The sequence below is a fragment of the Pseudomonas vanderleydeniana genome (assembly GCF_014268755.2).
Lineage (GTDB): Bacteria > Pseudomonadota > Gammaproteobacteria > Pseudomonadales > Pseudomonadaceae > Aquipseudomonas > Aquipseudomonas vanderleydeniana.
In genome coordinates this window covers 3,553,189-3,567,816 of sequence record NZ_CP077093.1, presented here as the reverse complement: position 1 = coordinate 3,567,816, position 14,628 = coordinate 3,553,189, and the positions used below count along the sequence as shown (strand labels likewise).

The 14,628-nt window shown below is 62.6% G+C and carries 15 protein-coding genes and 1 pseudogene; 9 read left to right on the top strand and 7 right to left on the bottom strand.

Going from position 1 to position 14,628, the window contains the following annotated elements:
- Positions 1–52: 52 nt before the first annotated feature.
- Positions 53–1,150, bottom strand: coding sequence for a sugar diacid recognition domain-containing protein (locus tag HU752_RS16260; protein ID WP_186676474.1), 1,098 nt, complete (start codon positions 1,148–1,150; stop codon positions 53–55).
- Between the two features lie 171 nt (positions 1,151–1,321).
- Between HU752_RS16260 and HU752_RS16255 the strand changes: the two genes are divergently transcribed.
- Positions 1,322–2,635 (top strand): MFS transporter, encoded by a 1,314-nt coding sequence (locus HU752_RS16255; RefSeq protein WP_186676477.1) that lies wholly within the window; start codon positions 1,322–1,324, stop codon positions 2,633–2,635.
- Positions 2,636–2,701: 66 nt separating this feature from the next.
- Here the strand turns inward: HU752_RS16255 and HU752_RS16250 are convergent, their stop codons facing one another.
- A complete protein-coding gene (locus tag HU752_RS16250) occupies positions 2,702–2,935 on the bottom strand; it encodes a hypothetical protein (protein WP_186676481.1) in 234 nt (77 codons plus the stop codon).
- A 222-nt stretch (positions 2,936–3,157) separates the two neighbouring features.
- Here HU752_RS16250 and HU752_RS16245 point away from each other — a divergent pair, with 222 nt between their 5' ends.
- Positions 3,158–4,171 (top strand): aldo/keto reductase, encoded by a 1,014-nt coding sequence (locus tag HU752_RS16245; RefSeq protein ID WP_186676484.1) that lies wholly within the window; start codon positions 3,158–3,160, stop codon positions 4,169–4,171.
- A 133-nt stretch (positions 4,172–4,304) separates the two neighbouring features.
- Positions 4,305–4,859: a UPF0149 family protein gene (locus tag HU752_RS16240; RefSeq protein ID WP_186676487.1), complete on the top strand. Its 555-nt coding sequence runs from the start codon at positions 4,305–4,307 to the stop codon at positions 4,857–4,859.
- Between the two features lie 59 nt (positions 4,860–4,918).
- On the opposite strand, the gene HU752_RS16235 is transcribed toward HU752_RS16240, so the two are convergent.
- Positions 4,919–5,296, bottom strand: a complete 378-nt coding sequence (locus HU752_RS16235) for a hypothetical protein (protein WP_186676490.1) — start codon at positions 5,294–5,296, stop codon at positions 4,919–4,921.
- A 232-nt stretch (positions 5,297–5,528) separates the two neighbouring features.
- On the opposite strand from HU752_RS16235, the gene pstS reads away from it, so the two are divergent.
- The 5 genes from pstS (at position 5,529) to yghX (ending at position 10,327) form a co-directional block, all read left to right on the top strand.
- On the top strand, positions 5,529–6,545 hold the full coding sequence (gene pstS, locus HU752_RS16230) for a phosphate ABC transporter substrate-binding protein PstS (RefSeq protein ID WP_186677148.1): 1,017 nt from the start codon (positions 5,529–5,531) through the stop codon (positions 6,543–6,545).
- A 68-nt stretch (positions 6,546–6,613) separates the two neighbouring features.
- Complete coding sequence (pstC, locus tag HU752_RS16225; protein WP_186677150.1) at positions 6,614–7,609, top strand: phosphate ABC transporter permease subunit PstC; 996 nt, start codon at positions 6,614–6,616, stop codon at positions 7,607–7,609.
- Positions 7,606–8,478: a phosphate ABC transporter permease PstA gene (pstA, locus tag HU752_RS16220; RefSeq protein ID WP_186676493.1), complete on the top strand. Its 873-nt coding sequence runs from the start codon at positions 7,606–7,608 to the stop codon at positions 8,476–8,478. Before pstC ends, pstA begins: the two co-directional genes overlap by 4 nt.
- Positions 8,478–9,257 carry a phosphate ABC transporter ATP-binding protein PstB gene (pstB, locus tag HU752_RS16215; protein WP_017906904.1) on the top strand — a complete coding sequence of 260 codons (780 nt, stop codon included), beginning with the start codon at positions 8,478–8,480 and terminating at the stop codon, positions 9,255–9,257. The genes pstA and pstB overlap by 1 nt, the downstream gene beginning before the upstream one ends.
- A gap of 182 nt (positions 9,258–9,439) precedes the next feature.
- Positions 9,440–10,327, top strand: coding sequence for a YghX family hydrolase (yghX, locus tag HU752_RS16210; RefSeq protein WP_186676496.1), 888 nt, complete (start codon positions 9,440–9,442; stop codon positions 10,325–10,327).
- A gap of 13 nt (positions 10,328–10,340) precedes the next feature.
- On the opposite strand, the gene HU752_RS32185 is transcribed toward yghX, so the two are convergent.
- The 3 genes and pseudogenes from HU752_RS32185 to HU752_RS16200 all read right to left on the bottom strand — a co-directional run bounded on the left by HU752_RS32185 (position 10,341) and on the right by HU752_RS16200 (position 12,705).
- Entirely contained in the window at positions 10,341–11,066 is a 726-nt protein-coding gene (locus tag HU752_RS32185; protein WP_437182371.1) for a methyl-accepting chemotaxis protein, read from the bottom strand.
- Positions 11,067–11,198: 132 nt separating this feature from the next.
- Positions 11,199–11,969: pseudogene (locus HU752_RS32180) on the bottom strand (MCP four helix bundle domain-containing protein); the annotation flags it as partial.
- Between the two features lie 109 nt (positions 11,970–12,078).
- Entirely contained in the window at positions 12,079–12,705 is a 627-nt protein-coding gene (locus HU752_RS16200) for a cell wall hydrolase (protein ID WP_186676500.1), read from the bottom strand.
- 192 nt (positions 12,706–12,897) lie between these two features.
- On the opposite strand from HU752_RS16200, the gene HU752_RS16195 reads away from it, so the two are divergent.
- Positions 12,898–13,752 carry a CAP domain-containing protein gene (locus tag HU752_RS16195; RefSeq protein ID WP_186676502.1) on the top strand — a complete coding sequence of 285 codons (855 nt, stop codon included), beginning with the start codon at positions 12,898–12,900 and terminating at the stop codon, positions 13,750–13,752.
- Positions 13,753–13,758: 6 nt separating this feature from the next.
- Here HU752_RS16195 and HU752_RS16190 read toward each other — a convergent pair whose 3' ends face one another.
- Entirely contained in the window at positions 13,759–14,439 is a 681-nt protein-coding gene (locus HU752_RS16190; protein ID WP_186676505.1) for a GNAT family N-acetyltransferase, read from the bottom strand.
- Positions 14,440–14,628 lie beyond the last annotated feature (189 nt).

The following is a 14,628-nucleotide window of genomic DNA, read 5'->3' as shown; positions in this document are numbered from 1 at the left end:
GTTCATTCACACAAACCCGGCACGTTGTGGGCCGGTTTCCATGGCGTTCGGCTCAAGCCTGGGGCAGCAGTTGCAGGCCCAGGTACAGCGCCAGCATGCCATCGAGCCGTAGCGGATCGACGCCGCTGAGTTCGGTAATCCGCTCCATGCGGTACCGCAGGCTGTTGCGATGGATACCCAGCGCATCGGCGCAGGCCTGATTCTGGCCATCATGCTCGCACCAACTGCGCAGGGTCGAGAGCAACTGGCCATTGCTGTCCTTGGCCAGCACCTTGCGCAACGGAGTCAGCAGTTCCTCCAGGGCATCGTCGTTTCGATAGCGCCAGAGCAACACCGGCAGGCGATAGCGATCGAGCAACAGCACACGGGTATGCGGCAGCATCTCACGGCCGTAGCCCAGCAGGTCGCCGACCCGGCGATAGCAGCGGCGCAATCCCGCCAGGCCGTCAGCCGGTCCGCCCACGGCCATGCGCAGCACCTTCCAGCCCAGCCCGTCGAGCTTTTCCAGCAGGCGCGGTTCATCCAGTGACAACGTCGCCGGGCGGCACCACAAGAGCGAGGACTCGGAGGCACTGAAGCACCAGCTATCGGGATAGCGCGACTGCAACCAGGCAATCAGCGCGTCGGTGCCCTGCCCCGGCTCCAGTTCGAACAGGCAGGGAATCCGCGACAGTTGCGGCTTGAGTCCCATCTGGCGGGCCTCGTCGAGCAACCGTGGCGAGTCGCCGCCGTCGCCGAGCAGCAACGCCAGCAGATCATCGCAGCGTTGACGCCGCCATTGCTGCTCGGCCTGCTGATGTCGCTGCGCCACCAGCATCTCGGCGGTCATGCGCACCAGTGCGGCATAGGTGCGCAACTGGTCCGGATCACCGGTGATGCCCAGTACACCGATCAGGCGCTGGTCGTGCAGCAACGGCAGATTGATGCCCGGTTGCACGCCCTTGAGGCATTTGGCGGTCTGGACGTCGATTTCGACCACCCGACCATTGGCCAACACCAGTTGCGCGCCTTCGTGACGGGTATTGATCCGCTCCTTCTCGCCACTGCCGAGGATCAGCCCCTGGCTGTCCATGACGTTCACGTTGTAGGGCAGGATGGCCATCGTGCGGTCGACGATGTCCTGCGCGAGGTCGTGCTCCAGTTCGAACATGAGAGGATGAATCCTTGTCTGGGTGCCTTGAGGTGAATTGTTCAGCGGCACAGGTCAAGCCTGCAAACCCTGTGCAGCAGCACAAAGACAGCGACGCCGGGGTGGCCGAGACTCACAGGGCGAGCAACGTTACTCTTGCATCGCGAAAAATCATAATAAAGAGAGACCGACATGTCACAGAGCGCCGCGTTGCCCCAGGCCACCGCTGACTTGAAAAATGCCGTATACAAGCGCATCACCCTGCGCCTGATCCCCTTCATCTTCATCTGCTACCTGTTCAACTACCTCGACCGGGTCAACGTTGGATTCGCCAAGCTGCAGATGCTCGACGCCCTCAAGTTCAGTGAAACGGTATACGGCCTCGGTGCCGGTATCTTCTTCATTGGCTACGTCTTGTGCGGCGTACCGAGCAACCTGGCACTGACCCGATTCGGCCCACGGCGCTGGATTGCCTTGATGATGATCACCTGGGGGGCGCTGTCCACCTGCCTGCTGTTCGTCACCACCCCGACCCAGTTCTACACCTTGCGCCTGTTTACCGGTGCGGCGGAAGCCGGTTTCTTCCCAGGCGTGGTGCTGTACCTTTCGCAGTGGTTCCCAAGCTTCCGCCGCGGTCGCATCATGGCCTTGTTCATGTCGGCGATTCCGGTCTCGGGGCTGCTCGGCAGCCCGTTCTCCGGCTGGATTCTCAATCACTTCGCCGCAGGCCAGGGTGGACTTTCGGGCTGGCAGTGGATGTTCCTGCTGCAAGGCATCCCGACCGTACTGTTGGGCATAGCCGCCTTCTTCCTGCTGGCCGACTCGTTCGCCCATGCCAAGTGGCTGACCGCCCAGGAACGCGCAGTACTGGAGGCTGACCAGGCCGAGGACGCCGCCAACAAGCCGCGTACCGTCAGCGACTCGCTGGGCGAGGTGTTCAAGAACCCGGCGATCTGGGCGTTCGGCCTGATCTACTTCTGCATCCAGAGCGGCGTCTACGCCATCAACTTCTGGCTGCCGTCGATCATCAAGAACCTCGGCTTCAGCGATAACCTGGTGATCGGCTGGCTCAGCGCGATTCCCTACCTGCTGGCTGCCGTGTTCATGCTGTTCGTGGGGCGCTCGGCGGACCTGCGCAAGGAGCGCCGCTGGCACCTTGTCGTACCGATGCTGATGGGCGCTGTCGGTCTGTTGATCGCGGTGAACTTCGCCAGTTCGCCGGCGATTGCCATTCTCGGCCTGAGCCTGGCGACCATGGGCGCCCTGACCGGCCTGCCGATGTTCTGGCCGGTGCCCACCGCGTTGCTCAGTGCGGGCGCTGCCGCCGGCGGCCTGGCACTGATCAACTCGATGGGCCAGATGGCAGGCTTCCTCAGCCCATACCTGGTGGGCTGGATCAAGGATGCCACCGGTTCCACCGATGCCGCGCTGTATGTGCTCGCCGCCGTGATCGTTGGCGGTAGCCTGCTGGCCCTGCGCGTGACTCGGGGTCTGCGCGCGCAGTAAATCGCGCGCAATAAAAAAGGCCTGATAACCGGCACGCCGGTGTCAGGCCTTTTTTGCATGGGCTCTTTAGGCGCTGGCTTTCAGCGCGCTGCCCTGAGTGGCCGAGTGCTGGGTTTTCTTGTGTTTCTTGTGCTTACTCTTTTTCGTGATGGCGGTTGCCAGTTGAGTACCGGCCTTGGTTGCGGTAATGCCCTGCGTCGTTGGTGCAGGCTGGGCCTGGGCCATGGCTGCCGGAATCATCGCCCCCTGGGCCACGACCAGCGACAGTGCCAGCACCACGAAATGTCTGGGTTTGAACATTATCCCTCTCCCTGTAAAGCCAAGAATGATGACCACATTGGCAGGTACCTGCTCTGCAGCAAGCCTGTAACAAAATACTTCTCGATTTTTCCGTGACCGGATACCTGTCAGAAATGACAGTGCCGACGAACGGTAATGGCAGGAAAATTGCGGGATTGCTCGACGGCAGGCTTCTGGTATCTGATTGAAGGTCTTCCTTCGGCGTAAATAGGGACCTCAAGCATGAGCTATCGCATCCTCGGCCAATCCGGGCTCAAGGTGTCATCTCTGACCCTGGGCAGCATGATGTTCGGTGAACAGACCGATACCGAGACGTCGTTGCGCATCATCGACAAGGCCTGGGACCAGGGCGTCAACTTCATCGATACCGCGGACGTCTACAATGCCGGGCGCTCGGAAGAGATCGTTGGCGAAGGCGTGGCCCGCCATCGCCATGACTGGATCATTGCCTCCAAGGTCGGCTTCGGCCCGGCCGACGGCGTGCCGAACCGCCGAGGCCTGAGCCGCAAGCACATCTTCAATGCCATCGAGGCCAGCCTCACCCGCCTGGGCACCGACTACCTCGATATCTACTACCTGCACCGCGAGGACCACGATACGCCGCTGGAGGTCACGGTAGCGGCCATTGGCGACCTGATACGCCAGGGCAAGATCCGCTACTGGGGCGTGTCGAACTACCGTGGCTGGCGGATCGCCGAGGTGATCCGCGTAGCTGAACGGCTCGGGGTCGACCGACCAGTGATCAGCCAGCCGCTCTACAACATCGTCAACCGCCAGGCCGAGATCGAGCAGATCACCGCAGCCGCGGCCTATGGCCTGGGTGTCGTGCCCTACAGTCCCCTGGCCCGCGGTGTACTCAGCGGCAAGTACGCACCCGACGTGACACCAGACGCCAATAGCCGGGCCGGACGGCAGGACCGACGCATCCTGGAAACCGAATGGCGCCTGGAGTCCCTGCGCATCGCCCAGCAGGTCCAGCAATACGCCCAGGGGCGCGGCGTGGGCATCGTCGAGTTTGCCATTGCCTGGGTACTGAACAACGCCGCCGTCAGTTCGGCCATCGTCGGCCCGCGGACCGAAGAACAGTGGGACAGCTACACCCGGGCGCTGGCGGTGAAGATCAGTGCCGAGGATGAAGCCTTCATCGACTCGCTGGTCACCCCGGGACATGCCTCGACGCCAGGCTTCAACGATGTCGGCCACTTCGTGTCCGGACGCACGCCGCTCGGGCAGTGAACCACGCCCACTCGTGGTGGCACGCTCGCCACGAGTGTTTCATGCTGGATAAATGCGCCGGAACGCGCCATCCTGCGCGCCTTTCTCCAGCGCGACGCGTTGCTACCGCGCCCGCCCCACCAAGGATCCGCCCATGCAAGACCAGCCATTGATCGACGCCGACTTCGAGTTCATCGAAGACATGCTGCTCAAATACGGTGACGACCACTCCGTCCTCAACCCTTCGGAGCTGGACGGCTACCTGACCGCACTGGTATCGGGGCCGACGCCGATCGATATCTCGATCTGGTTCCCGGCCATCTGGGGCGACCAGAACCCGAACTGGGAAACCCCGCAGGACTGCAAGCGCTTCATCGACCTGGCCGTGCGCCACATGAACGCCCGTGCGACCCAGATGGCCAACGATTCCCAGGGATTCAAGGCCCGCTTCGAGGAAACCGAACACCAGGGGCAGCCGCTGGTGCTGGCCGAGGAATGGTGCTTCGGCTACCTGCGTGGCGTCGGCGTCAGCCAGTGGCCGGAGCTGCCGACAGCCCAGGCCCAATGGCTGGGTGCGATCACGCTGTGCGCCGAACAGGATAACTTCGAACTCCCTGCCGATTTCGACGTGACCCTGCATCGTCAGCGTGTAGCGGCCATCGAGCCTGCGGCGCGTGGGCTGCATGATTTCTGGACTGGACAACGCTAGGCCGTCCGTCCACTAGGCTGCTCAAGACAAGGACGTCCAGGGCAGGGTGTCAAGCTTTTCTATCGACGGGTACGCGGCGCGTACTTGCTCGCAATACGCCGGGACCAGTCCCCGGCGTTTTCCCGCAGACAGGCTTCTTCGCTGTCGAAATGCACATGGGCGGCGAGCCGATCGAGCGTGACACCGGCATCGACCAGCGCAATGCTGGTCAGCTCAAGCATCCGTGCATCCAGGCCGGCAGCCAACGCCTGGCGCTGCTCCAACTGGGTGTCGAAGACCCAGATCACCTGCAGGCTTGCAGGAAAGACCGCGTAGTCGACCTCATGGGTCAACCAACCGAATCCAACGATCTCGGACTTGGCCGTTTCGCAGGCTTCGGTCAGGGTGGCGACCAGCAGGCGCTCGGTTCGAGCCTGGTCGCGTTTGCTCAACGGCATGAGTGAATCCTTGGGGCGGGCAATGCAAGGGAGCGCATGATACGCGGGTTCATCCCTCGCGTTCCAACGCTCGGGCCCATCGAAACTTCTCTTCCGCAATCAATGGGTTATTTCTAAATATTTCGTCATTTACCCGCCCTGTCATCAGACAGAAATATTTCCGGCATTAAATCGCTGGCTATCTGACATGTAGATCCATCTTTTCAACCCTGAGCCCCGAGGTATTCTCGTGATTTTGCTGACCAAAAAACGCTTGTCGGTCCTGCTGGCCTCCCTCTGCCTGAGCGGCGTCGCCCACGCTACCGATGTGACCGGTGCCGGTTCCAGCTTTGTCTATCCGGTACTGTCCAAGTGGTCCCAGGACTACAGCAAGACCTCCAGCAACCGCATCAACTACCAGTCGATCGGTTCGGGCGGCGGTATCGCTCAGATCAAGGCCGCTACCGTGGACTTCGGTGCTTCCGACGCCCCTCTGTCGGCTGACGAACTCAAGGCCGCAGGCCTGGGTCAGTTCCCCAGCGTCATCGGCGGTATCGTACCGGTGATGAACATCGACGGCGTTGCCGCCGGCCAACTCAAGCTCGACGGTGAAAGCCTGGCGAAGATTTTCCTGGGCGAGATCACCACCTGGAACGATCCTGCCATCGCGGCCCTCAACCCAGGCCTGAAGCTGCCTGGCGGCAAGATCACCGTCGTACACCGTTCCGATGGTTCGGGTACCTCGTACAACTTCACCAACTACCTGGCCAAGGCCAGCGAAGGCTGGAAATCCAAGATCGGCTTCGGCACCACCGTGCCATGGCCAGTGGGGGTTGGTGGCAAGGGCAACGAAGGTGTCTCGGCCTACGTGAAGCAGATCAAGAACTCGATCGGCTATGTCGAATACGCCTATGCCCTGCAGAACAAGATGACCCATGCCCAGATGAAGAACGCTTCCGGCAAGTTCGTCGAGCCTAGCGCCAAGGCGTTCCAGGCTGCGGCCGATACCGCCGACTGGGCCAGCGCCCAGGACTTCAACCTGATCATGACCAACGCTCCAGGCGATGCCGCATGGCCAATCACCGCCACCACCTGGATCATCATGTACAAGCAGCCGAAGAATGCCGAACAAAGCAAGGCCGCCTTCGACTTCTTCAAGTGGTCGCTGGAGAAGGGTCAGCAGCAAGCCGCCTCGCTGGACTACGTGGCCCTGCCCGACTCGCTGGTCAAGCGCATCGAAGGTTACTGGAAGTCTGACTTCGCCCATTGATCCGCCCGCCTGAAACCGCCCGTCACTCGTGCCTTGCGGCCGGGTGACGGGACTTGAGCAGAGTAATGATGAACGACTCCGTGCAACCTCTGGCCTTGTCCACCTACAGCAGCGACGTGGCCGGTGAAGAACGGGCCGCCCGCGATCACCGGCATGACCTGTGGTTCAAGCGAACCATGTTCGGCGCCGCCATGCTGGTGCTGATCCTGCTGGCAAGCATCGCAGCCTCCACCCTGTGGGGTGGCAGCCTCGCCTTCAAGACCTTCGGTCTCGACTTCCTGACCAGCACCGAATGGGATGCGGTCAATAATCACTTTGGCGCGCTGGTACCGATCTACGGCACCCTCGTGACCTCCTTCCTGGCCTTGCTGATCGCCGTTCCCGTGAGCTTCGGCATCGCGATCTTCCTCACCGAAGTCGCGCCGCCCTGGCTGCGCATGCCGGTTGCCTCGGCAGTCGAGCTGCTGGCCGGGATTCCCTCGATCATCTACGGCATGTGGGGCCTGTTCGTCTTCGGTCCGTTCATGGCCGAACACCTGGCCCCGTGGATCAATGACTACCTCGGCGCTCTGCCGCTGGTAGGGCCGCTGTTCCAGGGCCCGCCCCTGGGCATCGGCATGCTCACCGCCGGCATCGTCCTGGCCATCATGATCACCCCCTTCATCACCTCGGTGATGCACGAGGTGTTTCGCAGCGTACCGACCACCCTCAAGGAATCGGCCTACGCCCTGGGTGGCACGACCTGGGAAGTGGTCTGGGACATCGTCCTGCCCTACACCCGCTCGGCAGTCGTCGGTGGCGTGTTCCTCGGCCTCGGCCGGGCCCTGGGCGAGACCATGGCGGTGACCTTCGTTCTGGGTAACGCCCAACAGTTCTCCGCTTCGTTGCTGATGCCGAGCAGCTCCATTGCCTCGATCATCGCCAACGAGTTCAGCGAGGCCTACACCGACCTGCACCGCTCGGCGCTGATCGGCCTGGGTTTCCTGCTGTTTGTCGTGACCTTTTTCGTCCTGGCATTGGCGCGACTGATGCTCATGCGACTCTCACGCAAGGAAGGGCTATGACAGGCAACGAACGTCTTTATCGCAACCGCGCCCTCAAGAACCGTATCGCCATGGTCCTGAGTTGCGGTGCCACCCTGTTTGGCCTGACCTGGCTGGTGTGGATTCTCCTGACCACCGTCATCAACGGTTTCGAAGCCCTCAACCTGCGGCTGTTCACCGACATGACGCCACCGCCGGGCACCGAAGGCGGCCTGGCGAATGCGTTCTACGGCAGTGCACTGATGTCGCTGATCGCCTTGCTGGTCGGTACGCCGATCGGCCTGATGGCCGGTGTCTGGCTGGCCGAGTTCGCCCGCCATTCGCGCCTGGGCGCCGTGGTGCGCTTCATCAACGACATCCTGCTGTCGGCACCGTCGATCGTGCTGGGGCTGTTCATCTACACCGGCGTGATCCTGCCGATGAACATCCTGAGCAACCACCAGATCGGTTTCTCCGCCATTGCCGGTGCCCTGACCCTGGCCCTGCTGGTGATCCCGGTGGTGGTCCGCACGACCGACGAAATGCTCCAGCTGCAACCCTCGACCATGCGCGAAGCCGCGTTGGCGCTGGGCGTACCGCAGTGGAAGCTGACCCTGCAGATCGTCTTGCGCGCGGCCAAGGCCGGCGTAATCACCGGCGTGCTGTTGGCCCTGGCCCGTATCACCGGCGAAACCGCCCCGCTGCTGTTCACCGCCTTCGGCAACCAGTTCTGGAGCAGCAACCTGCTCAAGCCGATCGCCAGCGTTCCAGTGGTGATCTTCCAGTACGCAATGAGCCCGTTCGAGGACTGGCACTCGCTGGCCTGGGCCGGCGCCCTGGTACTGACCCTGTTCGTCCTGCTGCTCAGTTTGCTGTCCCGATTGATCCTTTTGCGTAATAGGCTGACCTGATGAAGACCCGTGACCTTGCCAGCGAGAACACCAAGATTCGCGTTCGTGGCCTGGAGTTTTTCTACAACAACCAGCGGTCGCTGAAGTCCATCGACCTGGATATCCCGGAGAAACGCATCACGGCCATCATCGGCCCTTCGGGTTGCGGCAAGTCGACCATGCTGCGGGTGTTCAACCGCATCTATTCGATGTACCCGAAACAGGAAGCCCGTGGCGAAGTGCTGCTCAACGGCGAGAACATCCTTGCGCCCGGCTACTCCATGAACCGCCTGCGCAGCCAGGTCGGCATGGTGTTCCAGAAGCCGGTACCGTTCCCGATGTCGATCTACGAGAACATCGCCTACGCCGTGCGTCACCACGAGAAGCTGTCGCGTCATGAAATGGATGAGCGGGTCGAACAGGCCCTGCACGGCGCGGCCTTGTGGAACGAGGTCAAGGACAAGCTCAAGCAGAGCGCCCAGGGCCTCTCCGGCGGCCAGCAACAGCGCCTGTGCATCGCCCGCACCATCGCCCTGCGCCCGCAGGTCCTGCTGCTGGACGAGCCGACCTCGGCCCTGGACCCGATCTCCACCGGTCGTATCGAACAGTTGGTCACCGAGCTCAAGGAGCAGTACACCGTGATCATCGTCACCCACAACATGCAGCAGGCTGCGCGGGTGTCGGACTACACGGCGTTCATGTTCATGGGCGAGCTGATCGAACATGATGCTACCGACTCGATCTTCACCCATCCGAAAATGAAACAGACTGAAGACTACATCACCGGTCGTTTCGGCTGATCGCCTCTCCCCGGTGCGACCATCTCGCACCGTGTGCCGTCGTTACTGCCAGTGCCGGCGGCCACCTCCCGGCGCCCTGGGTTTCATGGGACCGTCAAAGGCTGCTTTAATGAGTCGATTGCATTGATCCTCCGCGATTGCCCGGATCAGCCTCTCGAACCACTCGACAAGGTAGCGTAACGATGGAACGTCTCACCGCGAAAGACTTTGCCCCCGAATTGCTGGAACTCTACGACTACTACGTCCACGGCAGGATCAACCGGCGGGAGTTCATCGACCGGGCAGCCAAGTTCACCCTGGGGACCATGGCAGCCGCCAGCGTACTGGCGGCGCTCAGCCCGAACTACGCGCTGGCCGAGCAGGTGCCCTTCACCGATCCGGATATCGTCGCCGAATACATCACCTACCCTTCACCCAAGGGGCATCAGCAGGTCAGGGGTTATCTCGTGCGTCCGGCCAAGGTCAGCGGCAAGGTACCGGCGGTCGTCGTGGTACACGAGAACCGTGGCCTGAATCCCTATATCGAAGATGTCGCGCGGCGTGCGGCCAAGGCCGGCTTCATCGCCCTGGCGCCCGACGGCCTGTCCTCGGTCGGTGGCTACCCCGGCAACGATGAAAAAGGTGTCGCGCTACAGAAAACCGTCGACCCCGAGAAACTGATGAACGACTTCTTCGCCGCCATCGAGTGGCTGATGAAACATGAGGCCAGTACCGGCAAGGTCGGCATCACCGGTTTCTGCTACGGCGGCGGGGTTGCCAACGCGGCCGCCGTAGCCTATCCCGAGCTCAGTGCGGCGGTGCCGTTCTATGGTCGCCAACCCAAGGCCGAAGACGTGCCCCGGATCAAGGCCCCCCTGTTGCTGCACTATGCCGAACTGGACAAGGGCATCACCGATGGCTGGCCGGCCTACGAACAGGCCTTGAAAGCCAACGGCAAAGTCTACGAGGCGCATATCTACCAGGGCGTCAACCACGGTTTCCATAACGACTCCACGCCTCGCTACGACGAGGCCGCCGCCAAGCTGGCCTGGGATCGAACCGTGGCCTGGTTCCGGCGTTACCTGGCCTGAGCGCCGCCACTCATCAGAGCCGAAAACGGTCCACCGATTGCGACAGTTGTCCGGCCAGGCTGGACAACTGATCGGTGCTCGCCGCTGTCTGGCCAATGATCTGATTATTGCCGGTGGACATATCGGCGATCTTTTCCACCTGATGGGCAATTTCATTGCTCGCCAGGCTCTGTTCGCCGATGGTTCGCGAGATATCGTTGACCAGCTCGCTGGTATGCAGGGTTGCCTCGAGGATCTCACTGATGGCGCGCTCGACCTCCGCCGTCACTGCCATGCCCTTGTCGACCTGGGCCACCCCCGCCTCCATGCTGTTGACGGCTTCGCGGGTGCTGTGCTGGATACGCAGCACCATGTCGGCAATCTCCTGGGTCGAGGCGCTGGTACGCCCTGCCAGGCCGCGCACCTCATCGGCTACCACCGCAAAACCCCGCCCCTGCTCACCGGCGCGGGCCGCCTCGATGGCCGCGTTGAGCGCCAGGAGGTTGGTCTGGTCAGCGATCCCCTTGATCACCTGGATAATGCCGAAGATCGCCTCGGACTCCTTGTCCAGCGTACGGATGACCTGTGCCGAGTGTTGGGCCGAACGGGCGATGTCATCCATGTCACTGACCACCTGGTGGATCACCTTCCCACCATTCTTGGCCAGCGACTCGGCCTGGTTGGCCATGCTCAGGGCCCGCGCCGCGTGGCGGGTAATCTCTTCGATACTTGCAGTCATTTCGCTGGCCGCGGCGGCCATGGTGCCGGCCGCTTCACTCTGTTGCTGGCTGCTGCCCGCGACCTGATGACAACCGCCGCTCAACTGTACGCTCATGTCGTTGACGTCATGGGCATTGCTGCGCACCACCTCGATCATGCTACGCAGGTCGCGCTGCATGGTTGCCAGGTTGCGGATCAGTCGCGCGGCCTCGTCCTGTTGCCGGGGTTCGTCGATTCTCGTACTCAGGTCGCCATGGGCAATGTCGGCGGCAATGCGGCTGGCCGTCTGCAAGGGCCCCATGATGCCACTGATGACCCAACGGCCCTGGAGCAGCAGCAACAGCAGGCCGGCCACCAGTACCAGCACCAGGACCAGGTTGGCGTGGCTGACGGTCTGTCGGGTGCCGTCGCCGCTGGACTGCGCATTGGATTCGATCAGTTCGCTCAGCTTGGCCATCTCGTCCTCCAGGTGGCTGAACGCGGTACTGAACGAGCCCAATTGCTGCTGGGCGGCATCCGGGTTGGCAATGGCCAGGTCGACGATGTGCTCGGCCGCCCCGATGTAGGTGTCCAGGCTCGGTCGGATCTGGCTCAAGGCGTTCTTGAGGCTGTCGTTGACCGGCAGCTTGAGGTTTTCGCCAAGCACCTCGCGAAAGTGCCTGGTGTGCTCGGCCAGCGAATCACGCACCTCGGCCTCGCTGTTGGGGCTCTTGCCCAGCCCGAGCAGCATCGCCGACAGCACGTCGGCGCGCAGGGCATCGTGCATCATGTCGGCTTCCAGATGGTTGCGCAGCAAGGTCATGCTCACCTCGCTGTCACTGGTGGCCTGTGCCATCCGCAGGTTGCCCAGGTAACCGACCAGCGCCATGACCAGCACGGTGAGCAGGCCACTGCCAATCAGCAGGTACAGACGCAATCTTATCGACACAATGCGGCCCTCCATCGGCGCAGGACAAACCGGCCGGCCGCAGGAACGGGAAGCGTGCCGGCACCCCCTGACGGTTATTTAAGACCATTTTCAGGGATTGACCGCCCCATTGCGCTACACGGGACTATTTCGCCTTGTCGTCCCGAGGTTTGTAGAACAGGAACTTGCCGGTCTCGGCGGTACGGATGTACTGCCTGACCCAATCCGGGCTGACACTGCGGTCATGAAAGTACATGGCGCCGTTGGTGCGGTCCTTGAGCTGCTGGTTGAGCGCCTTGCGGGCGATTTCCTTGGCAACCGCATAGCGATCTTCTTCTTGGACATCGTCGGGGCGACCATCGCACCACCAGGAAAACTGGCAGGCCTTTTTCTCCGAGCCCTGCTTGACCACCTCGCAGATAGTCCCGGGAAAACCTTCGTGACCGAGGCGATTGAGCACGACGCTGGCCACCGCCTCCATGTCGGCCGGTTGCCCACCCTTGGCCTCCCAATAAATGGTCCGCGACAGACAGGTGATGGTGTCGGCCACCGCCGCATCACCGGCCGGATCCACCACCTGGGTCTCGACCTTGGTCAGGATCGGCGCCTTGGGTTCCGCCGCCGGGCTCTCCTTTTCCGCGGCCTTCTGCTCCAGGGCCTCGGCCTTGTCGATGACGACTTGCGGCTGGGGGGCGGATTGCTCGGCGAGCGCGAGGGCCGCTTCGCTGGTAAAGACAACAACAAGACACGCGACGATCCAGTTCAGACGCATGATTGCACCCTGTTGAATGAACCCTGCCCACGATGGTCACCCGGCCCCGGCCGGGCAGTCGATCCGGGGTGGGCTGGCAGGTTCGACAGCGGTGTGAATAAATCATTCCGCACTCGGTTTCACACAAAACACCTTGCCTGGACCCGGGTGCTATCGCGCATCATGTGCGCAGTTCGTTCGAGGAGGATGTCCATGCGCACCCTGTTTTCCAACCTGCGTCTTACCCTGCTCGCACTGGGGCTGGCAGCCAGCGCCAACGCCCTGGCCAGCGACGAAACGCAACTGCTGCAGTCGATCAACAGCTACCGCGGCCAGGTCCAGCGCTGTGGTGGCCAAGCCTCGCTGGAACTGCCGCCCCTGGCCGCGGACCCACGCCTGGTCCTGCCGCCTGACAGCCCGGGCGACCTGCAACAGGCGTTGTCGCGCGCGGCCTACCCGATGGTCAATGTCCAGGCGATCAGCCTGTCCGGGCCACGGGATGCCGATGCGGCGATGAAAGCGGTACGCGAGAGTTTCTGCCGGGTGGTACTCGACCCGCAGTTCGTCGACATCGGGGTCAGCCGCCAGGGCAACGACTGGCGCATCGTCCTGGCACGCCCGCTGTTGACGGCACGCCTGGGCGATTCCCAGGCCGAGGGACAGAAGTTGCTGGAAATGATCAATACCGCCCGCAGCCAACCGCGTCAGTGTGGTGGCCAGTCCTTCGCCGCCAGCGCGCCATTGGCCTGGAATGCCCTGCTGGCCAGCGCCGCCGAGGGCCATAGTCGCAACATGGCCAACAGCAATTTTTTCGATCACCAGGATCGTGAGGGCCACACGCCCGGCGACCGGGCAGAACTGGCGGGCTACATTGCCCAGCAGATCGGCGAGAACATCGCCGCCGGACAGGACAGCGGGCGCAAGGTGGTCGACGGCTGGCTCGCCAGTCCCGGGCACTGCGCCAACCTGATGAATCCGCAGTTCCACGAAATGGGCGGCGCCTATGCGGTCGACCCCAAGAGTGATTCAGGCATCTACTGGACGGCGCTGTTCGGCACCCAGCAGTAACCCCTGTCAGCCAAGGCGCTCCAGGACCAGTGCACTGGCCTGGCGCGTCATCTGGTCAAGGTGACGGTCGCGTTTTTTCTCCGCTTCGGCCATCGCCTTGCGGCCATGCTGCTGCAACAGGTAGGCGTGAATCTGCCGAACCTCCTTGGAGCTGTAGATCGGCGCCACATCGATCACCGCAATCAGGCCGTCGGTACCGTGGTCACGGGTATTCATCAGCACCTGTGGACCGCGCGCGGCCAGCACCTGGAAACCCATCGCCTCGAAATGCGGCACCTTGCCGGGGGCACAGGCGAGCTCGGCATGGGGATAGTGCTCGAACATCCGCTCGAGCATCGCCCGCGCCACGCCCTGCCGGCGACGATCGGCCCTGACGGCCATGTAGGCCACGGCACAGGCTTGAGGATCGTCCCTGGCCGGTAGATACAGCACAAAGCCCAGCACCTGCGACGGCTCATCTGCATCCAGGGCCACGATGAGTTCTGCCGGGATTCCCTTGCTGCCGTCCATGGCATCCAGGTAAAGATGCACCTCGTAGCCGACCCCGTACTGATAGAGGTTGTACAGCGGATTGCTCGGGGGCAGCGCGACCTGGCTGATGTCGGTGAAGTAATCGACCACCATCTGCAGGATCTGGCTCCTGATCGATTCGGGGGGCGGGGTTTGCAGGTGGGTAAGCGTGAACATCGACAATCGGGCTCCGGGCAAAGGCATGTCCGGGCTCGACCCGGGCCAGGCATTGTACTCCTTCCGTGGCGAGCGGGCTTGCCCGCGCGGGGGGCGCAGCAGCCCCAACTCTGCTGACGCGGTATGACAGAAGCATTGAGCAACCTGGCTTTGGGGTTGCCCTGCAACCCAGCGCGGGCAAGCCCGCTC

What these genes read in the sequence shown, in the direction of transcription:
- HU752_RS16260 (WP_186676474.1), bottom strand. Translation starts at nt 1,150, where the DNA reads ATGTTCGAACTGGAGCACGACCTCGCGCAGGACATCGTCGACCGCACG.
- HU752_RS16250 (WP_186676481.1), bottom strand. Translation starts at nt 2,935, where the DNA reads ATGTTCAAACCCAGACATTTCGTGGTGCTGGCACTGTCGCTGGTCGTG.
- HU752_RS16190 (WP_186676505.1), bottom strand. Translation starts at nt 14,439, where the DNA reads ATGTTCACGCTTACCCACCTGCAAACCCCGCCCCCCGAATCGATCAGG.
- pstC (WP_186677150.1), top strand. Translation starts at nt 6,614, where the DNA reads ATGAACGACTCCGTGCAACCTCTGGCCTTGTCCACCTACAGCAGCGAC.
- HU752_RS32185 (WP_437182371.1), bottom strand. Translation starts at nt 11,066, where the DNA reads ATGGCCGCCGCGGCCAGCGAAATGACTGCAAGTATCGAAGAGATTACC.
- pstB (WP_017906904.1), top strand. Translation starts at nt 8,478, where the DNA reads ATGAAGACCCGTGACCTTGCCAGCGAGAACACCAAGATTCGCGTTCGT.
- HU752_RS16240 (WP_186676487.1), top strand. Translation starts at nt 4,305, where the DNA reads ATGCAAGACCAGCCATTGATCGACGCCGACTTCGAGTTCATCGAAGAC.
- yghX (WP_186676496.1), top strand. Translation starts at nt 9,440, where the DNA reads ATGGAACGTCTCACCGCGAAAGACTTTGCCCCCGAATTGCTGGAACTC.
- HU752_RS16245 (WP_186676484.1), top strand. Translation starts at nt 3,158, where the DNA reads ATGAGCTATCGCATCCTCGGCCAATCCGGGCTCAAGGTGTCATCTCTG.
- pstA (WP_186676493.1), top strand. Translation starts at nt 7,606, where the DNA reads ATGACAGGCAACGAACGTCTTTATCGCAACCGCGCCCTCAAGAACCGT.
- HU752_RS16255 (WP_186676477.1), top strand. Translation starts at nt 1,322, where the DNA reads ATGTCACAGAGCGCCGCGTTGCCCCAGGCCACCGCTGACTTGAAAAAT.
- HU752_RS16195 (WP_186676502.1), top strand. Translation starts at nt 12,898, where the DNA reads ATGCGCACCCTGTTTTCCAACCTGCGTCTTACCCTGCTCGCACTGGGG.
- HU752_RS16200 (WP_186676500.1), bottom strand. Translation starts at nt 12,705, where the DNA reads ATGCGTCTGAACTGGATCGTCGCGTGTCTTGTTGTTGTCTTTACCAGC.
- HU752_RS16235 (WP_186676490.1), bottom strand. Translation starts at nt 5,296, where the DNA reads ATGCCGTTGAGCAAACGCGACCAGGCTCGAACCGAGCGCCTGCTGGTC.